Below are 20,922 nucleotides of genomic sequence, written 5' to 3' on the forward strand. Positions count from 1 at the left end.
GGGATTTAAATAGATAAACACTTAAAATCTTGTAAAAGAATATCGTAGTTAGCTAGCGCTGACCGGACAGCCGGAAGCCAGTGAGTCGAAAGACCGCTGGCTTTTTGCGTTTTTAACGCCTGTGAATTTGGTGGCAATTGACTGGTCATCGGCGTGATTTTAAAAATAGAAGTTGGAAATTATGAAACTTAATCAGCATACAAAAGCCGTTGAGCCGCTTACATCGAATGATTTAGGCATTGCTCAAATCGTGACGCAGTTACGTGACTTGCGGCTGACGTCCTTAGAAAATAGGCAGCGGCGAGACAAACCGCCTAAGTTGCCGTCTCGCAAGGTGTTACAAGAAATTATAGAAGGTCTGGCGGCGGCATTATTTCCTAACCGCCTAGGTTTACCTGACCTTAAAGAAGAAGGTATCGACTATTTCGTAGGACACACGCTTGACGTGGCGTTGCGAGAACTCGTTTCGCAAGTGAAGCTGGAGTTAAGTTTTACGGCAGATACGCAAAGCCAACTAGATGCTAGTAAATTAGATGCCAGTCAAGCAGCAAACTTAACGACTCAATCTCCAATTGAAATTGTTAGGGAGTTTGCCAAAAACTTACCTAAAGTACGATTGCTGCTTGATACCGATATTAAATCGGCCTACGAGGGTGACCCCGCAGCAAGAAGCGTAGATGAGGTGTTGGTGTGCTATCCGGGTACGCAGGCGATTATTCATTATCGCATTGCACACGTATTACATGAGTTAGGGTTGCCGCTTATAGCCCGCATGATTACTGAGTTGGCGCATTCTGCGACTGGTATTGATATTCACCCAGGCGCTGTCATCGGCGAGAGTTTCTTTATCGATCATGGGACAGGCGTCGTGATTGGCGAGACCGCCATTATTGGTAAACATGTGCGTATTTACCAAGCAGTGACGCTTGGGGCAAAACGCTTCCCTACAGATGAGCATGGTAATCCTTTAAAAGGCAATGCGCGTCATCCAATTGTTGAAGATGATGTTGTGATCTATGCCGGTGCAACGATTTTAGGTCGCATTACTATAGGCCGTGGCTCAGCCATAGGCGGTAATGTTTGGCTTACTCGTAGCGTGCCAGCAGGCAGCAATATCACTCAGGCGCAGATGCTGGCAACGCCTTTGGATGTGTCTGCACATCAAGCAAATTCAAGCCATACAAATTCAGCAAACTCAACAAAACAATTAAGTAAAGAAGTACCAATAGCCCATTAGCTAATCACCCATTAGCCAGTAACACATTAGTAAGCAAATTAATCAGTCAGATTTAAATAGGAGAACTACATGACAGACAATACCCAACAAACCGCTTTAGGTGACGTCGCCGCACGGACGCTTTCCAATGCCACCAAAACGGTGCCGATGCTTAGCACCATTACACCACGTTGGTTGGTGCATTTAATGCAATGGGTACCCGTTGAAGCTGGTATTTATCGCGTAAATAAAGCAAAAGATCCAAACGCGATTGAAGTGGATTGCTCGGCAAAAGATGAACGTGATTTACCAAATACCTTTGTTGATTACGAAGAGTGGGGTCGTGAGTATGTGTTGAACGCGGTGAATACCGTGGTTGATGTACATACACGCGTATCAGATTTATACAGCAGCCCACATAACCAAATTAAAGAGCAATTACGTCTGTCGATTGAAACAGTGAAAGAGCGCCAAGAAAGCGAACTCATTAACAATAAAGAATACGGCTTACTCAACAACATTGCAGCTACACAAAAAGTAAAATCTCGCACTGGCGCGCCAACACCAGATGATTTTGATGAATTATTAACTAAAGTTTGGAAAGAGCCAGCATTCTTCTTAGCGCATCCACAAGCCATTGCAGCGTTTGGTCGTGAATGCACACGTCGCGGCGTACCTCCACCAACAGTAGCTTTATTCGGTTCACAATTCATCACATGGCGCGGCGTGCCGATTATCCCTTGCGATAAATTAAAAGTGACAAAAGGTAAAACCAATATCTTGTTGTTACGTACAGGAGAAAGCCGTCAAGGTGTGGTTGGTTTGTATCAACCGAACCTGCCAGGTCAACAAAGCATGGGCTTGTCTGTGCGCTTCATGGGCATTAACCATAAAGCCATTGCCTCATATTTAGTATCGCTATATTGCTCATTAGCAGTATTGACTGATGATGCGATTGCCGTGCTGGAAAATGTTGATGTAGGCAACTATTATGAGTATAAATAACACTAATTTTGCTGGCTTAGGTGACTTATCGTCATTTGAGCCGGAGGCGTTATTGGGTCAGTTGCCTGGAGAGCATCCGCGCATGGCGGCGGCATTAGCGCTAGGCAGACAAGCCAGTGAAACAGGTCATTTTGACGTTGCGGAGCTTAGCCGCATTGTCAATGAGCTTTATTCTGAAGGATTTCCTGCGGGGTCTCCTGCCAGTTCACCTTGGTCGAAGCAGTCAGATTTTGCTTCGAACGATTCGTTATCACATATCGCTTCAGATGCCGTTTTACCAAACGCGACATCACCCAAAGGCGTGACGGAGGCCCCTACGCCGTCCATATGGTCAGCAGCGCCAAGTTTCGCTTCGACTAAACCCGATTTTGCCAGTGCTGAAGCACTGCAACTGCAATATGGGTCAAGTGGTGCTAACCCGTTTTCAAGTAATGATCTTGCGCTTGATCAATTAATCGTTGGCTTGAATAATCCCTACGAAAATGAATTGAAGCAGATATTGAGCGGCGCCAGCGGCAAGACATCTGGTGTTACTAGCGCGGGCTCTGGTGTGGGTAATCCAAGTAATACTAGCAACAGCGCTTATTATTTTTTACAAGACTCACCATTGCATGAGTCTCAACTCAATCAAACTGGTAAGTTGCCAGCCGCATCGCATCCGCCATTTGATGCCAATTTGGTGCGTAAGGATTTTCCAATTTTAAGCGAGCTTGTGAATGGCAGACCACTGATTTGGTTTGATAATGCGGCTACTACTCAAAAGCCTCAGGCAGTCATTGATAGAATTTCATATTTTTACCAGCATGAAAACTCTAACATTCATCGAGCAGCACATGAGCTAGCTGCGCGTGCGACTGATGCTTATGAAGAAGCACGTGAAACTGTTAGGCGGTTCATTAATGCACCGTCAATAGATAACGTCATCTTTGTTCGTGGGACTACGGAGGCGATTAATTTAGTCGCTAAAACTTGGGGCAAAAAGCACTTGAGTGAGGGTGATGAAATCGTGATTTCTCATCTTGAACATCACGCCAATATTGTGCCTTGGCAGCAATTATGCCAAGAAACAGGCGCTAAACTCAAAGTGGTGCCAGTGGATGATAGTGGCCAGATATTATTGGCTGAATATCAAAAGTTACTCACTTCACGTGTGAAATTGGTTTCTTTTACACAGGTGTCTAACGCGCTAGGAACCGTCACACCAGCGGCTGAAATGATACAAATGGCGCATCGTGCAGGTGCAAAAGTACTATTGGATGGCGCGCAGTCCGTATCGCACATGCGTACCGATGTACAAGCTTTAGATGCTGACTTTTTTGTATTCTCAGGTCATAAAGTGTTTGGGCCAACAGGTATTGGTGCGCTTTACGGCAAGCCAGAGTTGCTCGCTGATATGCCAGCGTGGCAAGGTGGCGGCAATATGATTCAAGATGTGACATTTGATAAAACTGTCTATCACGATGCACCTTCTAAATTTGAGGCGGGTACTGGCAATATTGCTGATGCGGTAGGGCTAGGCGCGGCGCTTGAGTATGTGGAGCGCATTGGTATTGATAACATTGCACGCTATGAGCATGAACTTTTAGTCTATGCAACAGCCGCACTGTGCAAAGTGCCTGGCTTGTGCCTAGTTGGCACGGCAAAAGAAAAAGCTAGTGTCCTATCTTTCACACTTGAAGGTTATAAGAGTGAAGAGGTTGGTGCGGCGCTTAATCAAGAAGGTATAGCGGTGCGTTCAGGGCATCATTGCGCGCAACCTATATTGCGTCGCTTTGGGCTGGAAACAACGGTAAGACCATCGCTGGCCTTCTACAATACTTATGCAGAAGTAGATGTATTAGTGAATGCCTTGCTACGCTTAAGCTCAACTAAAGCGCCTACTAACTTTAGCTAAAACTTTAGTCGTATTAGGTAAGATTAGATACAAGCATGAAAAAAGTCTGGCTGCCCATGTGGGTTAGCCAGACAACTTTAGGTTTGGTTAAACTTTAATCAAGTTTAACTAGGGAGAAAGCAATGCTGCCGCTTGATTTTAAGTGTTAGCGGCCACCACCTTAAAGCAATTAAACGGCTAAACCCTGTGCATCAAATAGTCCATCAAACAAAATCGAGCTTAGATAACGCTCGCCAGAATCTGGCAATATCACCACAATCGTTTTACCCGCATTTTCTGGTTGTTTTGCATAGCGGACTGCAACTGCAACTGCTGCACCACAGGAAATACCCGACAATATACCTTCTTCACGCGCTAAACGCTGTGCATAGAGAATAGCCTCTTCATTAGTCACTTGTGCGATGTCATCCACAACAGATAAATCAAGGTTCGCAGGTACAAAGCCTGCGCCTATGCCTTGAATTTTATGCGGCGCTGGCTTGATTGCCTCGCCAGCACGATGCTGGCTGAGTACTGGGCTTGATGCAGGCTCAACTGCAACCGTCAGAATGTTCTTGTTTTGGGTATTTTTGATGAAACGCGAAACGCCTGTGATCGTGCCACCTGTGCCTACACCTGCAACGAATATATCAATATTGCCATCAGTTGCGTTCCAAATTTCTGGCCCAGTCGTTTTTTCATGAATCGCTGGGTTAGCTGGGTTTTTAAATTGCTGAAGCAATACATAGCGGCTAGGATCTGATGCGGCAATTTCCTCCGCTTTTGCAATCGCGCCACTCATGCCTTTTGCACCTTCCGTGAGTACCAATTTTGCCCCATAAGCGACCAATAGTTTACGGCGCTCTATGCTCATTGTTTCTGGCATGGTAAGCGTGAGTGGAATGCCTCGAGCGGCTGCAACAAAGGCTAAAGCAATGCCAGTATTGCCGCTAGTAGGCTCTACAATCTCTTTACCAGCACCTAATAAACCGCGTTGCTCAGCATCCCAAATCATGGCGGCACCGATACGGCATTTAACCGAATAAGCTGGGTTACGACCTTCAATTTTTGCTAATATAGTAGCGCTTGCGCCATCGGTAATACGATTCAGCTTAACTAAAGGCGTATTGCCGATAGATTGCGCATTATCCTCAAACCAACTAGACATAAGAACTCCTTAATGATTAATAACTCTTGTATCAATTATAGATACAAGAGTTTAAAGACAACAATATACAATTATTTTCGCAAGACCTCAAAGGCCTTGCGTTTAATAATTGAATGACTTATTTTTGATAAATCTGATCGAACGTACCGCCGTCAGAGAAGTGTTTTTTCTGGGCCACTTGCCAACCACCAAAATCATCGTCAATTTTCACTAAATTAACTTTTGGAAACTGTGCTTCATATTTTTTCGCCACAGAAGCCAGTGTTGGACGGTAGAAGTTCCTTGCTGCGATTTCTTGACCCTCTTCAGTATATAGATAATCCAGGTATGCCTTAGCAATAGCCTCAGTGCCGTGTTTCTTAGCGTACTTATCAACTACAGTGACTGGCGGTTCAGCCAAAATAGAAAGTGAAGGGATCACGATTTCATATTTACCAGGGAATTCTTTTTGAGCTAAAAAGGCTTCGTTTTCCCAAGCAATCAGTACATCACCAATGCCACGCTCAGCAAAGGTTGTTGTAGATCCACGAGCACCAGTATCTAGCACAGGAACGTTCTTGAATAACTTGCTGATAAATTCTTTCGTTTTAACTTCATCACCACCATCTTGCTTCTGAGCGTATGCCCAAGCCGCTAAATAGTTCCAGCGTGCACCACCTGATGTTTTAGGATTAGGCGTGATCACAGAAACACCTGATTTGGTTAAGTCATCCCAATCTTTGATTTTTTTAGGATTGCCCTTTCTAACTAACAACACAATGGTTGATGTGTAAGGTGAGCTATTCAGTGAAAGGCGTTTTTGCCAGTCTTTAGGAATCAACTTACCTTTTTCATACAGCTGATCTACATCGTAACCTAAGCCAAGCGTTGCAACGTCAGCATCTAAGCCATCAATAATAGAGCGCGCTTGCTTACCTGAGCCACCATGCGAAGCTTTAACAGTGACCTTGTCGCCAGTTTTTGCTAGCCAATATTTGCTAAATGCAGCATTGAAATCTTGGTAAAGTTCACGCGTTGGGTCATAAGAAACGTTGAGTAAAGTATAGTCTTTGGCTGATGCCAGAGTTGGTGCCGCAGCGCCAAATGCTATTGAAAGCAAGGCAACGGCTAGTAGTGTTTTTTTCATTTGTAATCCTTGTCTAAACTGTAATGTAAATAGCTAGCACTCATCTCATGTTCACAATTTGAATATGGGATGAGTAAATTAAGGTGCTAGAAACCAAGTTGTAATCGAGTAGAAAGAACGCGCTCAGTTGGGCGGTCTGACTTAACAGCACCAGTTGTCCAGCCATCATTAAAGCTGGTTTGCTCATAATCTAAAGCAAGTTTTAGGTTGCGATTCAGGTACCAATTAACACCGGTAGCCCAAGCACTGGCTTTGCTGATAGAGCTTTTGGGATCAGCATAAGAAGTTGCAGTAGTTCCGGCGAAGGTCTTGTCATCAATATTTAATTCAGAATAGCGTGCAACTAATTCCCAAGCCCCTAAATCACCAGTGTCTACGTTAAATGGATGTAAAACGGTAGGGTTCACATAGCCGGCATCTTCACCGGTAATAATCCAAGAGGCAGCAATTTGCCATGCATCATTTTTAAGTTTGTCATGGCGTTTCCCAGTATTACCAACTCTGCTCACATCCTGTTCAACTTGAACATATTCACCAAATAAACCAAAAGGACCGTTGTAGTAGTAAAACTGAGGAGACCAGCGTAGACGTTGCCCATCAGCGTAAGTACCATTTGTTGCACCTGCTGATGCGGTCGTATATTTAAAGTTTGATAATTGACCTAATCCACTTCTAAAACTTGGTAAATTACTTTCTGTGGCACTTTGAGCTGTTGTAGTATTTACTCCAGTTCCAGAGCCTGCCAAATTAGAGTATGTGGCAGCTAAACCAAAGCCTAACCCTTGCAAGAATCCGGTGTCATTTTTGAAAGGCGTTGCAAATATACGTGCGACATAATCTTTATCACGATTATTGTCAGTGTCTGCATTAGTGTAGTTATCGCTGCTATTGCCATCAATTACCCCATTAAAGTAACCAAGCGCATATTCCACTTTGTTATCAGCAAATGCGCCATGCAGTTGCACACCGATATCTCGATTAGGAACCAGATTGTTAACTAAAGAACGTTCAATAAACTTACCATCAGCATCACCTTGTAGGCGCTCTAAACCAAATGGGGATTTTTGTTTACCTGCTTTAACTTGAAACCATGGGTTGAATTTAGCATCGATATAAGCATCTTGTACGATGGTTTTACCGCCACCAAAATCAGGTGTAAGTAAAAACTCATATTTATCCCACAATTTTCCTTGGAAAATAGGACGGAACTGCTTCAATAATACGGTATCAGCAGCTTGCGCTGCCGTCGCGTTAGTGCTGCCACTTGCGCTGCCATCACCATTGACAAAATAACGGCCATCCACTTGAATTTGACCACGTAAACGAAGTTCTGAGCTGCCATCTGCAGATTTTAAAGAAAAGCCACCAGGCCCTGCGCTAACAATTGGTGTTGTGGCCTTAGCTGCTGTTGCTTCTTCGCCTGAAATTTCACCTTTGCGCTCAAGCACTTTGACTTTTTGACTAAGGTCTTGCACTAAACTACGTAACTCTTCAAGCTCAGAACTGTCATTAGCATGAGCTGTTATAGGCAGTGAAATAATGCCGCTAGCTATGAGCGCAGAGGCGAATTTAGTATATTTGAATTGCATTTTAATCTCCTGACATAAAGCTTCCAGCCTGCTGGTCAGCCCCTTTGTTTTAAGTTTTTTTATTTTGCCGCTACTGGTATAGAAGGCGTGATTCTTTTGCTCTCTAGATTCTCGTTATTAGAAAATCTAAACTTCTCGCGTTTTTCAATTTGAGTTACACGTCCTTCATGCAGTACTATTTCTATAGAACCAAAACCAGATCCGCGCTTGAGCGAATCAACAGCTTGTAAGATTTCTTGCACTACATCTCTGCTAATGTTGGTTGAATTGTGAATATGTGACATGTGGTTAACCTCAAATCAAATTAAGTTAAAAGCGAATATCAGCACTATAAGAAGTATTTTAAATAATTAAAAAGAATTGATTTTTATAAGTTTATAATCAAAAAGAATATAAATCGGTGTAATTGAGAATAAAGTCACTTTTGGGCTTGGTATTTGCGAGTTCTAATTCCAATTCATTGAATTGATAGGTATAATATGGAAGAATTTTTTCGATGGGCTTTGTGCCCATTTTTTGTTTCTGCGACTTACGCATGAATTCGTAAGGTTGTGGTAGGGAATAGGGGTTTAATAAACATGCAAGATCTGCATACGTTGATAGAGAAATCGGTAAGCCAATTAGGCTACGAACTTGTTGATTTAGAGATTTCTAATCGCGGTAAATTGTTGCGTGTTTTTATTGATAAATTAAACCCTGCAGATATTAAAGATAGCGTCAATATTGATGATTGCAGCTTGGTGAGTAATCAGCTGGGTAACTTATTGGCGGTAGAGAATGACATTGATTACGATCGCTTGGAAGTTTCATCGCCAGGAATGGATCGCGTACTGAAAAAAGAAGCCGATTTCGTGAGGTTTATCGGCGAGCGAGCGCAGATTAAGTTGCGTGTTGGCATTAAAGATGAAAGCGTAACCGCGACAGAAACAACCTTACCGCGTAAAACTTTTTTAGGTTTTATTAAAGGTGTGCAAGATGGCCTGGTGTTAATTGAGTTTGATGGTGTTGTATACAAGATGGCGCTGAGTAATATTGATAAAGCACGTTTGAACCCAGTGTTTTAGAGCAAGTTAGAATAAACGTTTGATAAGAATTTAATGAAATAAAGCAGTTAAACTGCAATTTATAGTCGGAGATAGATGATGAGTCGTGAAATTTTATTATTGGTAGATGCACTAGCACACGAAAAAAATGTGAGTAAAGAAGTCATTTTTACTGCGCTTGAGCTTGCCTTGGCTTCAGCCACCAAGAAAAAACATCATGATGATGCCGATGTGCGCGTGTCTATCGACCGTGAAAGTGGCGAGTATGAAACATTCAGACGCTGGCAATATGTTGAGTATGACTTGTTAGAAAACTCAGCTTATCAAATTGATGAAGAAAGCGAACACGCTAAAGGTTTGAATGTTGGCGATTATTACGAAGAGCCATTAGAAAGCATTGAGTTCGGCCGTATCGGCGCGCAAGCAGCGAAACAAGTGATTTTGCAAAAAGTGCGTGAAGCTGAGCGTGAGCAAATTCTAGAAGACTTTTTAGCGCGTGATGAAAAATTAGTCACAGGCGTGATTAAGCGTATGGAAAAAGGTAATGCGATTATTGAAGTGGGCCGTATTGAATCATTATTACCGCGCGAACAAATGATTCCTAAAGAGAATCTACGTGTAGGTGACCGTGTACGCGCATTCCTTTCACGCATCGAACGTGGTGGCCGTGGTCCTCAGTTAATTCTTTCAAGAATTACGCCTGATTTCCTAGTGCGTCTATTTGAATTAGAAGTGCCGGAAATTGAAGAGGGTTTGCTTGAGATTCGTGCCGCAGCGCGTGATCCTGGTTTGCGTTCAAAAATTGCGGTTAAATCAAACGATCAGCGTATTGACCCAGTCGGTACTTGCGTAGGTATGCGTGGTTCACGCGTGCAAGCAGTGACTGGTGAGTTGGCTGGTGAGCGCGTGGATATTGTGTTGTGGTCTATGGAGCCAGCCCAGTTCGTGATTAATGCAATGTCACCTGCTGAAGTTTCTAGCATCGTTGTAGATGAAGATGCACACAGTATGGATGTTGTGGTGGATGAAGAGCAATTAGCCCTGGCGATTGGTCGTAACGGTCAAAACGTACGTTTGGCTTCTGAGTTAACTGGTTGGACATTGAACATTCTGACCGTTGATCAAGCTGCACAGAAAAACCAAGATGAATTTGCTGGTGTCAGCCAGTTGTTCATGGATAAGTTGGATGTGGATGCTGAAGTGGCGGAAATTTTAGTGCAAGAAGGCTTTAGTACGTTAGAAGAAATTGCTTATGTGCCATTGGCTGAAATGAACGAAATCGAAGCGTTTGATGAAGACACGATTGAAGAGCTACGTAAACGCGCTCGTGCAGCTTTGTTAACAGAAGCGATTGCTAAAGAAGAGAAAGTTGAAGAAGCTTCTGAAGATTTGTTGGCGATGGAAGGCATGGATGCCGAAACAGCACATCTATTGGCCTCTAAAGGTGTGGCAACAATGGATGATTTGGCTGAGTTAGCGGTAGATGAGCTGGAAGAGCTCACTGGGATGGATGCAGAACGTGCAAAAACATTAATCATGACAGCGCGCGCGCCTTGGTTTAAGTAATTACACAGGTTTAAGTAAGCGCATACGTTTAAGTAGGTCGTTTGGATTTACTTAAATTAAGCAATCAATAAAAGTAATAGTGGTAAAACTAGGCAATAAAGCTTAGGCAAGAATACTGGAGTAACAAGATGGCACAAACAACCGTAGAACAATTTGCTGGCGAATTAAAGCTGCCAACAGCGTTGTTATTAGAACAGCTCAATAGCGCAGGCGTAAAGAAATCAGCCGCTGAAGATTATCTAAGTGAAGATGATAAAACAGCGCTGCTGGATCACCTGCGTAAAGAGCACGGTACGCTTGCGCCGAAAAACAAAATTACTTTAACGCGTAAATCCAGTACAGAGATCAAGAAAACGGATAACACAGGTAAAGCGCGCACGATTCAAGTTGAAGTGCGTAAAAAACGTGTGATTGAACAACACGATGAGGCCGATTTAACTGCGCATACAGAAGAAGTTGTCGCCGAAGAGCAAGCGCCTGAAGCGGCGGTTGAAGAGATTGCGCCTGTTGAGGTTGTTGAGGTGCCTGTTGTTGAAGAAGTTGTGGGACCAGTTGTTGAAGTGATTGTGGAAGAAGTCATTGTTGCTGAAGTTGCTCCAGAGCCTGCACCTGTGATCGAAAAACCAGTTGTTGCAGAACCCGTAATTAAGACTATCAGTCGTAAAGACTTGTTGGGCGCAGATGAAATTGCCTTGCGTGAAAATGAAGCGCGACGTCATTCAGCATTAGCTGCTATTCAAGCAGAAGATAAACGCAAAAAAGCAGAAATGGCGCAACGTCGCTTAGATGAAGAAGCTAGAAAACTAGCTGAGGCCGAAGCAGCTAAAGTAAAAGCTGCAAAACTATCTGAAGGTACATTGCATAAGCCTGTCGCTAAAGAGGGCGTAGCTAAGCCAGCAGTAGCGAAAGAGGCGAAAAAAGGTAAGGGCAATAATAAAGAGTGGACAGACGCTGAGAATAAAAAACGCGGCTTGAAAACGCGCGGTGATGTTACTGCTGGTAAACCAGGCTGGCGTGCGCCTAAAGGCAAAAGTCGTCATCAGGATGATGATACGCAACACGGATTTACAGCGCCAACAGAAGCGATTATCTATGAAGTGTTAGTGCCAGAAACCATTACGGTCGCTGAATTGGCGCACAAAATGGCAGTTAAATCAGGCGAAGTGATTAAAACGCTGATGGGCATGGGCATGATGGTGACGATTAACCAAGTGCTAGACCAAGAAACTGCAATTATTATTGTAGAAGAAATGGGCCATAAAGCTGCTGCTGCTGCACCAAACGACCCAGATGCTTTTGTTGAAGAGGCAGAGCACGCCACTGCAATTATGGAAACACGTCCACCAGTAGTGACTGTGATGGGTCACGTAGACCATGGTAAAACTTCATTGCTAGATTACATTCGTCGTAGCCGTGTCGCTTCAGGTGAGGCGGGTGGTATTACGCAACATATTGGTGCTTATCACGTTGAAACGCCGCGCGGTATGGTGACTTTCTTAGACACGCCAGGCCATGAAGCGTTTACGGCTATGCGGGCTCGCGGTGCAAAAGCGACCGATGTGGTGATTCTAGTCGTTTCTGCGGATGATGGCGTGATGCCACAAACCATAGAAGCGATTCACCATGCCAAAGCGGCTGGCGTACCTTTAGTTGTTGCGATCAACAAAATTGATAAGCCTGGTGCAGAACCAGAGCGCGTAAAAATGGAATTAGTTGCGCAAGAAGTGGTACCAGAAGATTTTGGTGGCGAAGTCATGTTTAGAGAAGTTTCGGCAAAAACAGGTAAGGGTATTGATGAACTGTTAGAAGCGGTACTTCTTCAGGCGGAAGTTTTAGAGCTGCAAGCACCTAAAAATACGCCGGCTAAAGGCTTGGTGATTGAAGGTCGTCTAGATAAAGGCCGCGGTTCAGTCGCGACTATCTTGGTAACATCAGGTACGCTTAGACGTGGTGATATGGTGTTAGCTGGTACTACGTTTGGTAAAGTACGTGCGATGTTGGATGAGTCAGGCAATGACATTCAAGAAGCTGGTCCATCAATGCCAGTGGAAATTCAAGGTTTGTCAGATGTACCGAGCGCTGGTGAAGAAATGATTGTGCTTAACGATGAGCGCAAAGCACGTGAAATCGCAAACTTCCGTCAAGGTAAATTCCGTGATGTGAAATTAGCTAAACAACAAGCGGCTAAACTCGAAAATATGTTCGAGCAAATGGGCGATGGCAACATGCAAACGCTGGGCTTGATTATTAAATCTGACGTACAAGGTTCATACGAAGCGTTGGCAACAAGTTTACAAAAACTTTCAACTTCTGAAGTACGTGTAAATATCATTCACACTGGCGTAGGTGCCATTAGCGAGTCAGATGTTAACTTGGCTGCAGCATCAAAAGCGGTATTGATTGGCTTTAACGTGCGCGCAGACTCAGGTGCACGTAAATTGATAGAAACGCTAGGTATAGATGTGCGTTACTACAATATTATTTACGAGGCAGTGGACGAGATTAAAGCCGCTCTAGGTGGCATGTTAGCGCCAGAGCAAAGAGAAAGCATGATTGGTACTGTAGAGATTCGTGAAGTGTTCCGCATCTCTAAAGTCGGCGCGATTGCTGGTTGTTACGTGCAAGATGGTATGATTAAACGTACATCAAGAGTGCGAGTGTTACGTAATAACGTGATTATTCATACTGGCGAGTTAGACTCACTTAAACGCTTTAAAGACGACGTTAAAGAAGTTAAAAACAACTTTGAGTGCGGTCTGTCATTGAAGAACTTTAATGATATTGAAGTTGGCGATATCTTAGAAGTGTATGAAATCGTTGAAGTGGCTAGAACGCTATAATGGCTAAGGATTTCTCAAGAAGCCACCGAGTTGCAGAGCAAATGCAGCGTGAACTCGCTGACTTGCTGCAATTTGAAGTAAAAGATCCGCGTGTGAAAATGGTGACCATCACTGCTGTTGAGGTGACTGGTGATATGGCGCACGCGAAGATTTTTTACAGTGCTAGTAAAGCCAGTGATAGCTTGCAGCAAGGTCTAGAAAAGTCAGCGGGCTTTCTCAGAACGCAGGTGGCTAAACGCATGCTGCTTCGTACGGTTCCGCAACTGCATTTTGTCTATGATGCTTCAATTGATAACGGCATGATGATGTCAAAATTGATTGATGAAGCGCTTGCGACCAATCCAGATAACGTCCCAGAAAAAGACAAAAAATAATTCTAATTACTCTAGCCAGCAGAGGCCAGATTCTTGCAGTTTAAAAGAACAAAACGAAATGTAAACGGCGTGTTGTTGCTGGATAAGCCAATCGGTTTTTCTAGCAACCAAGCCTTACAAAAAGCCAAGTGGCTATATCAAGCCGCAAAAGCTGGGCACACAGGCACGCTAGATCCATTGGCGACAGGCTTGCTGCCGCTTTGCTTTGGCGAAGCCACAAAATTTGCGCATTACCTCACTGATGCAGATAAAACCTACGTTGCGACTTTAAAGCTAGGTGTTACTACCAATACTGGCGATGCCGAAGGTGAGGTACTGACAACACAAGCTGTGAATGTTAGCCGAGCGCAATTTGAGCAAGTATGCCAACAGTTCCTCGGTGAAATCAGCCAAGTTCCCCCTATGTTTTCTGCCTTAAAGCACGAAGGTAAGGCCATGTATGAATATGCACGGGCTGGCATAGAAATAGAGCGTAAAGCTCGTCTGATTACTATTCATCATATTGCTGTCGACGATTTCAAACAAGATGAAGCCGTTATTACCGTGACTTGTACGAAAGGCACTTATATTCGTACCTTGGCTGAAGACATTGGTAAGCAACTGGGTTGTGGCGCACATTTAATTGGTTTGCGCAGAACGGCTACCGCCAACTACACAATAGCGCAAACCATCACGCTAGAACAATTAGAAGCTATGACGTTAGAGCAAAGAGAAGCCGCTTTGCTGCCAGAAGACAGTGCCGTGCAGCATTTGCCAGCGATTACCTTAGATAACGATAGCGTGTTCTATCTGCAGCAAGGTCAGGGCGTGTGGAAGAGCGGTGCAGTGCCTAAAGGATTGCTGCGGCTGTATAGCGAACAGCAAGACTTTTTAGGGCTAGGGGAATTGTCGAGTGATGGAAAAATTGCTCCGAAGCGTTTAATCCGACACATGGAAAATTAAGTGACATAGAGTCGCTTAAATATACAAAACTACTTGATAAATCATAGATTTATCATTAGAATGCTCAGTTCATTTTGTAAATGAATGCTTTAGTGGGTTTTCTACTTTTGCATTGACGCTAATTATTAGGGAAAAAAATGGCAACTACAGCTTTAGATACTGCAAAAATCGTTAAAGAATATCAACGTGCTCCAAATGATACCGCTAGCCCAGAAGTGCAAGTTGCGCTTTTAACTAGCCGCATTACATACTTAACAGAGCATTTTAAATCTAACAAAAAAGATAACCACTCACGTCGCGGTTTGTTGGCTTTAGTAAGTCAACGTCGTAGCTTGTTGGATTATTTAAAACGTAAAGATTCAAGCCGTTATCAAACACTGATTGAGCGTTTGAGCTTACGTAAGTAATTCTTATAAAAGTGAACCATTCACTTTTATAATTGTAAGAAAAGCCGATTGCATGGTGATATGCGTCGGCTTTTTCGTTTTTAATAGTTTACATATCTGCTAAAAATGGTAGTAAAAAAGTAATCACCAAATTTTTAAAATTGAGTTAGAAAAAGTCGGTTGTTATTGGGTAGTGAATAACAGCTTATTGATATGAAAAAGGAAAAATAATGTTTAATAAAGTAACTAAAAGTATTCAATACGGTGCGCATACGCTCACTCTTGAAACAGGTGAAATCTCACGTCAAGCCGATGCGGCTGTGATGGTGAGCTACGGCGATACAGTGGTATTGGTAGCCGTTACGAGTAAATCAGAAGTAAAAGCAGGCCAAGATTTTTTCCCGTTAACAGTAGATTACATGGAAAAAACTTATGCTGCAGGTAAAATCCCAGGTGGCTTTTTCAAACGTGAAGGCCGTCCTTCAGAAAAAGAAACACTGACAAGCCGTTTAATCGACCGTCCATTACGTCCATTATTCCCAGAAGCGTTTTATAACGAAGTGCAAGTTGTAGCGACAGTGTTGTCATCAGATCCAGAAATCGATGCAGATATTCCAGCAATTATCGGTGCTTCTGCGGCAATGTCATTGTCAGGTATTCCATTCTTCGGCCCACTGGGTGCAGCACGTGTTGGTTATATCAATGACGAATACGTATTGAACCCAACCAAAGCACAATTAGAAGAAACTGAATTAGATTTAGTGGTTGCAGCGACTGAAACAGCCGTAATGATGGTTGAGTCAGAAGCGAAAGAGCTTTCTGAAGAAGTGATGTTGGGCGCTGTGGTGTTCGGTCACGAGCAAATGCAAGCCGTGATTAAAATGATTGCTGAATTAGCTGCTGAAGCGGGTAAAGATGCATGGGACTGGGTTGCTCCAGAGCCAGATACAGCGTTAATCGCAAAAGTAGCTGAATTAGCTGCTGCGGATATTAATGCTGCATTCCAAATCAAGGCAAAAGGCGCACGTTCAGCTAAATTGTCAGAAATTACTAGCCGCGTATTGGGCGAGTTAATCACTGAAGAAACTTCAACAGCTGAAGCGAATAAAATTAAAGGTGAGTTGTTTAATTTGGAAGCTAAAACAGTCCGTAGCCAAATCTTAAATGGCGAGCCACGTATTGATGGTCGCGATACGCGCACAGTACGTCCAATCAGTATCCGTACAGGCGTATTGCCACGTACACATGGCTCTGCATTATTCACGCGCGGTGAAACGCAAGCTTTGGTGGTTGCAACGCTTGGTACAGGCCGTGACGAGCAAGTGATTGATGCATTGCAAGGCGAGTTTAAAGATCGCTTCATGCTGCATTACAACATGCCTCCGTACGCTACTGGTGAAACAGGCCGTGTGGGTACACCAAAACGTCGCGAAATCGGCCATGGCCGTTTAGCAAAGCGCTCATTAATCGCTGCATTGCCAGATCAAGCAGATTTCGATTACACCATGCGTGTAGTGTCTGAAATTACAGAATCTAACGGTTCAAGCTCAATGGCTTCAGTGTGTGGCGGTTGTTTAGCATTGATGGATGCAGGCGTGCCGATGAAATCACTAGTCGCTGGTATTGCGATGGGCTTGATTAAAGAAGGCAACCGCGTTGCGGTGTTAACGGATATTTTAGGTGACGAAGATCATCTAGGTGATATGGACTTTAAAGTAGCCGGTACAGAAGACGGTATTACAGCGCTGCAAATGGATATCAAAATCACAGGCATCACTTCACAAATTATGCAAGTGGCGTTAGCACAAGCAAAAGAAGGCCGTGCGCACATTTTAGGTATCATGAAAGCTGCAATGAGCAGCGCGAATACTGAAATGTCAGCGTTTGCTCCACGCATTATCGTGATGAAAATCAATCCTGAGAAAATCCGTGATGTGATTGGTAAAGGCGGCGCGGTGATTCGTGCGCTAACTGAAGAAACAGGCACTAGCATTGATATTACTGAAGACGGTACAGTGAAAATTGCTTGTACAAGTTCAGAGCAAGGCGCTGAAGCGCAACGTCGTATTGCTGAGATTACTGCTGAAGTTGAAATCGGTAATGTGTATGAAGGTACTGTGCTTAAATTGCTTGATTTTGGTGCTATCGTGTCGCTAATTCCTGGTAAAGATGGCTTACTGCACATCTCACAAATTGCACATCAACGTGTAAATGCTGTGAGTGACTTCTTAAAAGAAGGCGATATTGTTAAAGTTAAAGTGGTTGAAGCTGATGAAAAAGGCCGCGTGCGTTTAAGCATGAAGGCTTTGATTGAAGCGCCAGCTGCAGAGGCTAAATCTGAGACAGAAGCAGACGAATAAGTCGGTTAATGTTTAAACAAAAAGCCCGCGAAAGCGGGTTTTTTGTTGTGTAAAAATGCACCTTAAAAAATAAAAGCCCGACTAATCGGGCTTTTATTTTTACATAAGATTTAGTGGTCTAATTATTTGGCCACTTGTTTCTCACGCATTTCATCTAGTGTTTTGCAATCAATGCAAAGTGTCGCAGTTGGGCGCGCTTCTAGGCGTTTTAGACCAATCTCGATACCACAGCCTTCGCAATAGCCATATTCGTCGCTATCAATATTGCGTAAAGTCTCATCAATTTTCTTGATAAGCTTACGTTCACGGTCGCGGTTACGCAATTCTAAAGTCATGTCTGACTCTTGGCTTGCGCGGTCGTTTGGGTCCGCAAACATCGTAACTTCATCTTGCATCGTATGTACGGTGCGATCAAGTTCTTGGCTTAGTTCTGCTTTCCAGTCGTTCAAAATCTTACGAAAGTGATTGAGCTGTGGTTTGCTCATATACTGCTCGTCAGCCTTTGGCTGGTAAGGGGTGAAATGTTTAGTAATAACTTCTGCCATGGTGTGCCTCAAAAAACTTAAAAAGAGTTGCTTAAGAAAACTACCTAAGAATTATGCTTTATAAAATTAAGCGCGTGAGTGTACACTGAAACTAGCTTTGATGCAAAGTTAGCCTAATTCATTGAATTATTTGCTAAATAACTTAATACAAGATATTAAAGTTTTGCTTCATTTAACTCTAGTGCTAATAATGTGTTTTCCATTAAAGTGGCAACCGTCATTGGGCCAACGCCACCTGGTACTGGGGAAATATAGCCCGCACGCTCTTTTGCAGCTTTAAAATCCACGTCGCCAGAGATGCTGCCATCAGCCAGTCGGTTAATGCCAATGTCTATGACAATAGCGCCAGGCTTAATCCAAGCGCCTTGTATCAACCCAGGTTTTCCTGCGGCAGCGACAATCAAATCGGCTTGCTGAACCATTTTAGCCAAATCTTTAGTATGTCGATGACAACTGGTTACAGTGCAGCCGGCCAGTAGTAGCTCTAATGCCATTGGGCGACCTACATGATTCGATACGCCTACAACTAACGCATCCAAGCCCATTAGCTCTATATTGCTGGCTTGCAGCATTTTAATGACGCCAAAAGGCGTACAAGAGCGTAAGGTGGGCTGGCGAACCGCCAACCTCCCAATGTTATAGGGATGAAAACCATCAACATCTTTATTGGGACTGATGCGCTCAATGATATGTTCATCTTTAATTTGAGGCGGTAATGGTGACTGCACGAGAATGCCATCAATAGTCTCATCTTGATTCAATTGCTCAATCAACGTAAGCAGATCAGCTTCAGAAGTTGAATCTGGTAAATCGTAAGCAATAGAGCGAATACCAACCTTTTCGCAGGCTAGGCGTTTGTTACGTACATAGATGCTGGATGCAGGATCTGCACCTAGAACGATCACGGCTAAACCGGGCGCACGTTTGTTTGCTAGTAGGCGATTATTGATACGTTCTTTAATCGAGTTTAAAAGATTTTCAGCAATGGCTTTGCCATCAATTATTTGAGCGGTCATTAGATATTATTTTGCTTACTTTTTAAGCTATATTGAAAATAAAGTAACATTTTATCATAATAGATTTGACCTTCAGCCCGGTTTGCAGTATATTTCTGCCCTTCGGCGTGTAGCGTAGCCTGGTAGCGCGCCTGCTTTGGGAGCAGGATGTCGGGAGTTCGAATCTCTCCACGCCGACCAAATTTTAACTTGTTGGTTTTTAGTTTAAACTTAACAAGTCAAGATAAAAGTCAGCCCGAAACTTTATATGCAAATATGAAGCCTTGTAACCACAATCTGCCCGTAGCTCAACCGGATAGAGCACCAGCCTTCTAAGCTGGGGGTTACAGGTTCGATTCCTGTCGGGCAGACCAGTACGTTAAGTCTCTATGGTGGCTGTAGCTCAGTTGGTAGAGTCCAGGATTGTGATTCCTGTTGTCGTGGGTTCGAGCCCCATCAGCCACCCCATATTTCTAGCGCTTTCCAGCAAATATCAAAATGCTAAAACTCATTGAATAGTAGACAATTGTCTACTATTTTTAATTTTGGTACTTGAAAATATTATTCTTATCGCCATATTACTAAACATAAGGATAATAAACAGAACTCCGGTGGAAGCATTACTGGCTATCAAGTTCAGCAGCATAGAACCTTTAAAGTGGTAACTGATTTAGAAGTAAAAGCTAATTTATCAGTATTTAGTAATTTAAAACTACCAATCAAAAGGACTAACAATATGAAGAAAATCATCAGCAACACAACAGACGTAAAATTTAACAGTTTTGTTAATTTAAAATCTAAATTTATTATGGGTTATACGGTTGCTTCTTTATGTTCTATGCCTGCTTTTGAAAGCCATACTGCTAACCTTTCAGCTTAAATTAATTTAAGCTATTTCAAAGGAATTACACGCTTAAATTCCCTTTGTTTAATGTAATGCTCAGTCATAGCTGCGGAGCTGTGACCAGCGAGTGATTGAGCATCCATACCTAAGTTCTTTGCGTCAGTTAATGCCTTCGCCCGTATGTCATGAAATGTAAACCGACTTCCACCTTGCTCAGCCCATTTGACCTGTACACGATTCCACATAGCTTTAAATCCTGAATCTGAATATGGCTTGCCTTGTCGTGTACAAAATAGATATAGACCACGTATTGGCCGTTTTAACGCCTTAGCACGATCAACTACATCATGCAGGCCTATCGACCATTCATATAGCTGCTTAGCCCCCGTCTTGTTCTGTTTAATCCATATACCTTCATCGGTTACCTGCTCAAGCTTTAGGCTGAGAATGTCGCCCTTACGTAGGGCTGTGATGTAGGCCATGTCCATTACAATCGCTATGAGCTCGCTAGCTATGTTTTTGACCCCTTCGAACTCATTGTCCATGATGTATCTATCACGGCCTTTTTCTTTATGCTTGGCAACGCCTATGCAGGGGTTGCTATTAACAACACCCCAGCGCATGCCATAGGTATAGATATGTGATAGCAATGCAATTTCACGATTTGCACGAACTTGAGATGTTATGCCACGTGTATCTAGATATTTAGCAATATGAGTTGGCAGAACTGCACGAGCTTGCACTTTGCTAAATACTTTTTTTAGATTTTCAGCCTCTAGTTTATTACCCTGATAAGTGCTTTTCGCTTTGTGCGGCGCAATCTCAATCATATAACGCATGATCAGTTCGCCTAGGCTACCTTTGATAGGTTTCTCTTCGTTTGGCGGGAATGGAATTTCACCTTCTAATTCAGCCCATTTTGCCAAGGCCAGTGCTTTGTCTTCAGATAAGCGAATCCACTTTTTGTCGCGACCAACAAAGTAATAAGCACCATGCTTAATTTGCATATGCGGAGGTAGATCTAAATTATTGGTACGGCGACGCCCCATG

General features: G+C 43.3%; 18 protein-coding genes and 3 tRNA genes. 14 read left to right on the forward strand and 7 right to left on the reverse strand.

All coding sequences use genetic code 11. The features are described 5' to 3' along the window. Window positions 1–181 precede the first annotated feature (181 nt). The 3 genes from epsC (at window position 182) to M301_RS00605 (ending at window position 4,115) form a co-directional block, all read left to right on the forward strand. Window positions 182–1,237: a serine O-acetyltransferase EpsC gene (epsC, locus tag M301_RS00595; protein WP_013146816.1), complete on the forward strand. Its 1,056-nt coding sequence runs from the start codon at window positions 182–184 to the stop codon at window positions 1,235–1,237. 69 nt (window positions 1,238–1,306) lie between these two features. Next, a complete protein-coding gene (locus M301_RS00600) occupies window positions 1,307–2,221 on the forward strand; it encodes a family 2A encapsulin nanocompartment shell protein (RefSeq protein ID WP_013146817.1) in 915 nt (304 codons plus the stop codon). Next, on the forward strand, window positions 2,208–4,115 hold the full coding sequence (locus M301_RS00605; protein WP_013146818.1) for a family 2A encapsulin nanocompartment cargo protein cysteine desulfurase: 1,908 nt from the start codon (window positions 2,208–2,210) through the stop codon (window positions 4,113–4,115). Before M301_RS00600 ends, M301_RS00605 begins: the two co-directional genes overlap by 14 nt. Window positions 4,116–4,284: 169 nt before the next feature. Here the strand turns inward: M301_RS00605 and cysK are convergent, their stop codons facing one another. The 4 genes from cysK to M301_RS00625 form a co-directional block, all read right to left on the reverse strand. Next, window positions 4,285–5,262, reverse strand: coding sequence for a cysteine synthase A (cysK, locus tag M301_RS00610; protein WP_013146819.1), 978 nt, complete (start codon window positions 5,260–5,262; stop codon window positions 4,285–4,287). Window positions 5,263–5,380: 118 nt separating this feature from the next. Further along, window positions 5,381–6,388 carry a sulfate ABC transporter substrate-binding protein gene (locus M301_RS00615; RefSeq protein ID WP_013146820.1) on the reverse strand — a complete coding sequence of 336 codons (1,008 nt, stop codon included), beginning with the start codon at window positions 6,386–6,388 and terminating at the stop codon, window positions 5,381–5,383. Window positions 6,389–6,474: 86 nt separating this feature from the next. Next, the gene (locus M301_RS00620) at window positions 6,475–7,977 is read right to left on the reverse strand and encodes an OprO/OprP family phosphate-selective porin (protein ID WP_013146821.1); all 1,503 of its coding nucleotides are present in this window, start codon (window positions 7,975–7,977) and stop codon (window positions 6,475–6,477) included. A 59-nt stretch (window positions 7,978–8,036) separates the two neighbouring features. Further along, a complete protein-coding gene (locus M301_RS00625; protein ID WP_013146822.1) occupies window positions 8,037–8,261 on the reverse strand; it encodes a YezD family protein in 225 nt (74 codons plus the stop codon). A gap of 294 nt (window positions 8,262–8,555) precedes the next feature. Here M301_RS00625 and rimP point away from each other — a divergent pair, with 294 nt between their 5' ends. From rimP to pnp, 7 genes are all read left to right on the forward strand, one after another. Further along, on the forward strand, window positions 8,556–9,041 hold the full coding sequence (gene rimP / locus M301_RS00630; RefSeq protein ID WP_013146823.1) for a ribosome maturation factor RimP: 486 nt from the start codon (window positions 8,556–8,558) through the stop codon (window positions 9,039–9,041). Window positions 9,042–9,119: 78 nt separating this feature from the next. Continuing rightward, window positions 9,120–10,586 (forward strand): transcription termination factor NusA, encoded by a 1,467-nt coding sequence (gene nusA / locus M301_RS00635; protein ID WP_013146824.1) that lies wholly within the window; start codon window positions 9,120–9,122, stop codon window positions 10,584–10,586. 128 nt (window positions 10,587–10,714) lie between these two features. Then, window positions 10,715–13,426, forward strand: coding sequence for a translation initiation factor IF-2 (gene infB / locus M301_RS00640; protein WP_013146825.1), 2,712 nt, complete (start codon window positions 10,715–10,717; stop codon window positions 13,424–13,426). Then, window positions 13,426–13,800: a 30S ribosome-binding factor RbfA gene (gene rbfA, locus M301_RS00645; RefSeq protein WP_013146826.1), complete on the forward strand. Its 375-nt coding sequence runs from the start codon at window positions 13,426–13,428 to the stop codon at window positions 13,798–13,800. The genes infB and rbfA overlap by 1 nt, the downstream gene beginning before the upstream one ends. A 33-nt stretch (window positions 13,801–13,833) precedes the next feature. Next, the gene (truB, locus tag M301_RS00650; protein ID WP_013146827.1) at window positions 13,834–14,742 is read left to right on the forward strand and encodes a tRNA pseudouridine(55) synthase TruB; all 909 of its coding nucleotides are present in this window, start codon (window positions 13,834–13,836) and stop codon (window positions 14,740–14,742) included. A gap of 137 nt (window positions 14,743–14,879) precedes the next feature. Next, window positions 14,880–15,149 (forward strand): 30S ribosomal protein S15, encoded by a 270-nt coding sequence (gene rpsO, locus M301_RS00655; RefSeq protein ID WP_013146828.1) that lies wholly within the window; start codon window positions 14,880–14,882, stop codon window positions 15,147–15,149. Between the two features lie 209 nt (window positions 15,150–15,358). Next, on the forward strand, window positions 15,359–17,488 hold the full coding sequence (gene pnp, locus M301_RS00660; protein ID WP_013146829.1) for a polyribonucleotide nucleotidyltransferase: 2,130 nt from the start codon (window positions 15,359–15,361) through the stop codon (window positions 17,486–17,488). Window positions 17,489–17,610: 122 nt separating this feature from the next. On the opposite strand, the gene dksA is transcribed toward pnp, so the two are convergent. Next, window positions 17,611–18,033: an RNA polymerase-binding protein DksA gene (gene dksA / locus M301_RS00665; RefSeq protein ID WP_013146830.1), complete on the reverse strand. Its 423-nt coding sequence runs from the start codon at window positions 18,031–18,033 to the stop codon at window positions 17,611–17,613. A gap of 155 nt (window positions 18,034–18,188) precedes the next feature. After that, window positions 18,189–19,049, reverse strand: coding sequence for a bifunctional methylenetetrahydrofolate dehydrogenase/methenyltetrahydrofolate cyclohydrolase FolD (gene folD / locus M301_RS00670; protein WP_013146831.1), 861 nt, complete (start codon window positions 19,047–19,049; stop codon window positions 18,189–18,191). Between the two features lie 103 nt (window positions 19,050–19,152). On the opposite strand from folD, the gene M301_RS00675 reads away from it, so the two are divergent. From M301_RS00675 to M301_RS14560, 4 genes are all read left to right on the forward strand, one after another. Then, window positions 19,153–19,229: transfer RNA gene (locus tag M301_RS00675), tRNA-Pro, on the forward strand. A 96-nt stretch (window positions 19,230–19,325) separates the two neighbouring features. Further along, window positions 19,326–19,402: transfer RNA gene (locus M301_RS00680), tRNA-Arg, on the forward strand. Between the two features lie 18 nt (window positions 19,403–19,420). After that, window positions 19,421–19,496 (forward strand) — tRNA-His (locus M301_RS00685). A gap of 268 nt (window positions 19,497–19,764) precedes the next feature. Then, window positions 19,765–19,908 (forward strand): hypothetical protein, encoded by a 144-nt coding sequence (locus M301_RS14560; protein WP_013146832.1) that lies wholly within the window; start codon window positions 19,765–19,767, stop codon window positions 19,906–19,908. 11 nt (window positions 19,909–19,919) lie between these two features. Here the strand turns inward: M301_RS14560 and M301_RS00695 are convergent, their stop codons facing one another. Then, a complete protein-coding gene (locus M301_RS00695; RefSeq protein ID WP_013146833.1) occupies window positions 19,920–20,921 on the reverse strand; it encodes a tyrosine-type recombinase/integrase in 1,002 nt (333 codons plus the stop codon). Window position 20,922 lies beyond the last annotated feature (1 nt).

Source organism: Methylotenera versatilis 301 (assembly GCF_000093025.1).
GTDB lineage: Bacteria > Pseudomonadota > Gammaproteobacteria > Burkholderiales > Methylophilaceae > Methylotenera > Methylotenera versatilis.

Excerpts from the sequence above, each read along its gene's own strand:
- epsC (WP_013146816.1), top strand. The coding sequence starts at position 182 with ATGAAACTTAATCAGCATACAAAAGCCGTTGAGCCGCTTACATCGAAT.
- M301_RS00600 (WP_013146817.1), top strand. The coding sequence starts at position 1,307 with ATGACAGACAATACCCAACAAACCGCTTTAGGTGACGTCGCCGCACGG.
- M301_RS00605 (WP_013146818.1), top strand. The coding sequence starts at position 2,208 with ATGAGTATAAATAACACTAATTTTGCTGGCTTAGGTGACTTATCGTCA.
- cysK (WP_013146819.1), bottom strand. The coding sequence starts at position 5,262 with ATGTCTAGTTGGTTTGAGGATAATGCGCAATCTATCGGCAATACGCCT.
- M301_RS00615 (WP_013146820.1), bottom strand. The coding sequence starts at position 6,388 with ATGAAAAAAACACTACTAGCCGTTGCCTTGCTTTCAATAGCATTTGGC.
- M301_RS00620 (WP_013146821.1), bottom strand. The coding sequence starts at position 7,977 with ATGCAATTCAAATATACTAAATTCGCCTCTGCGCTCATAGCTAGCGGC.
- M301_RS00625 (WP_013146822.1), bottom strand. The coding sequence starts at position 8,261 with ATGTCACATATTCACAATTCAACCAACATTAGCAGAGATGTAGTGCAA.
- rimP (WP_013146823.1), top strand. The coding sequence starts at position 8,556 with ATGCAAGATCTGCATACGTTGATAGAGAAATCGGTAAGCCAATTAGGC.
- nusA (WP_013146824.1), top strand. The coding sequence starts at position 9,120 with ATGAGTCGTGAAATTTTATTATTGGTAGATGCACTAGCACACGAAAAA.
- infB (WP_013146825.1), top strand. The coding sequence starts at position 10,715 with ATGGCACAAACAACCGTAGAACAATTTGCTGGCGAATTAAAGCTGCCA.
- rbfA (WP_013146826.1), top strand. The coding sequence starts at position 13,426 with ATGGCTAAGGATTTCTCAAGAAGCCACCGAGTTGCAGAGCAAATGCAG.
- rpsO (WP_013146828.1), top strand. The coding sequence starts at position 14,880 with ATGGCAACTACAGCTTTAGATACTGCAAAAATCGTTAAAGAATATCAA.
- pnp (WP_013146829.1), top strand. The coding sequence starts at position 15,359 with ATGTTTAATAAAGTAACTAAAAGTATTCAATACGGTGCGCATACGCTC.
- dksA (WP_013146830.1), bottom strand. The coding sequence starts at position 18,033 with ATGGCAGAAGTTATTACTAAACATTTCACCCCTTACCAGCCAAAGGCT.
- folD (WP_013146831.1), bottom strand. The coding sequence starts at position 19,049 with ATGACCGCTCAAATAATTGATGGCAAAGCCATTGCTGAAAATCTTTTA.
- M301_RS14560 (WP_013146832.1), top strand. The coding sequence starts at position 19,765 with ATGAAGAAAATCATCAGCAACACAACAGACGTAAAATTTAACAGTTTT.
- M301_RS00695 (WP_013146833.1), bottom strand. The coding sequence starts at position 20,921 with ATGGGGCGTCGCCGTACCAATAATTTAGATCTACCTCCGCATATGCAA.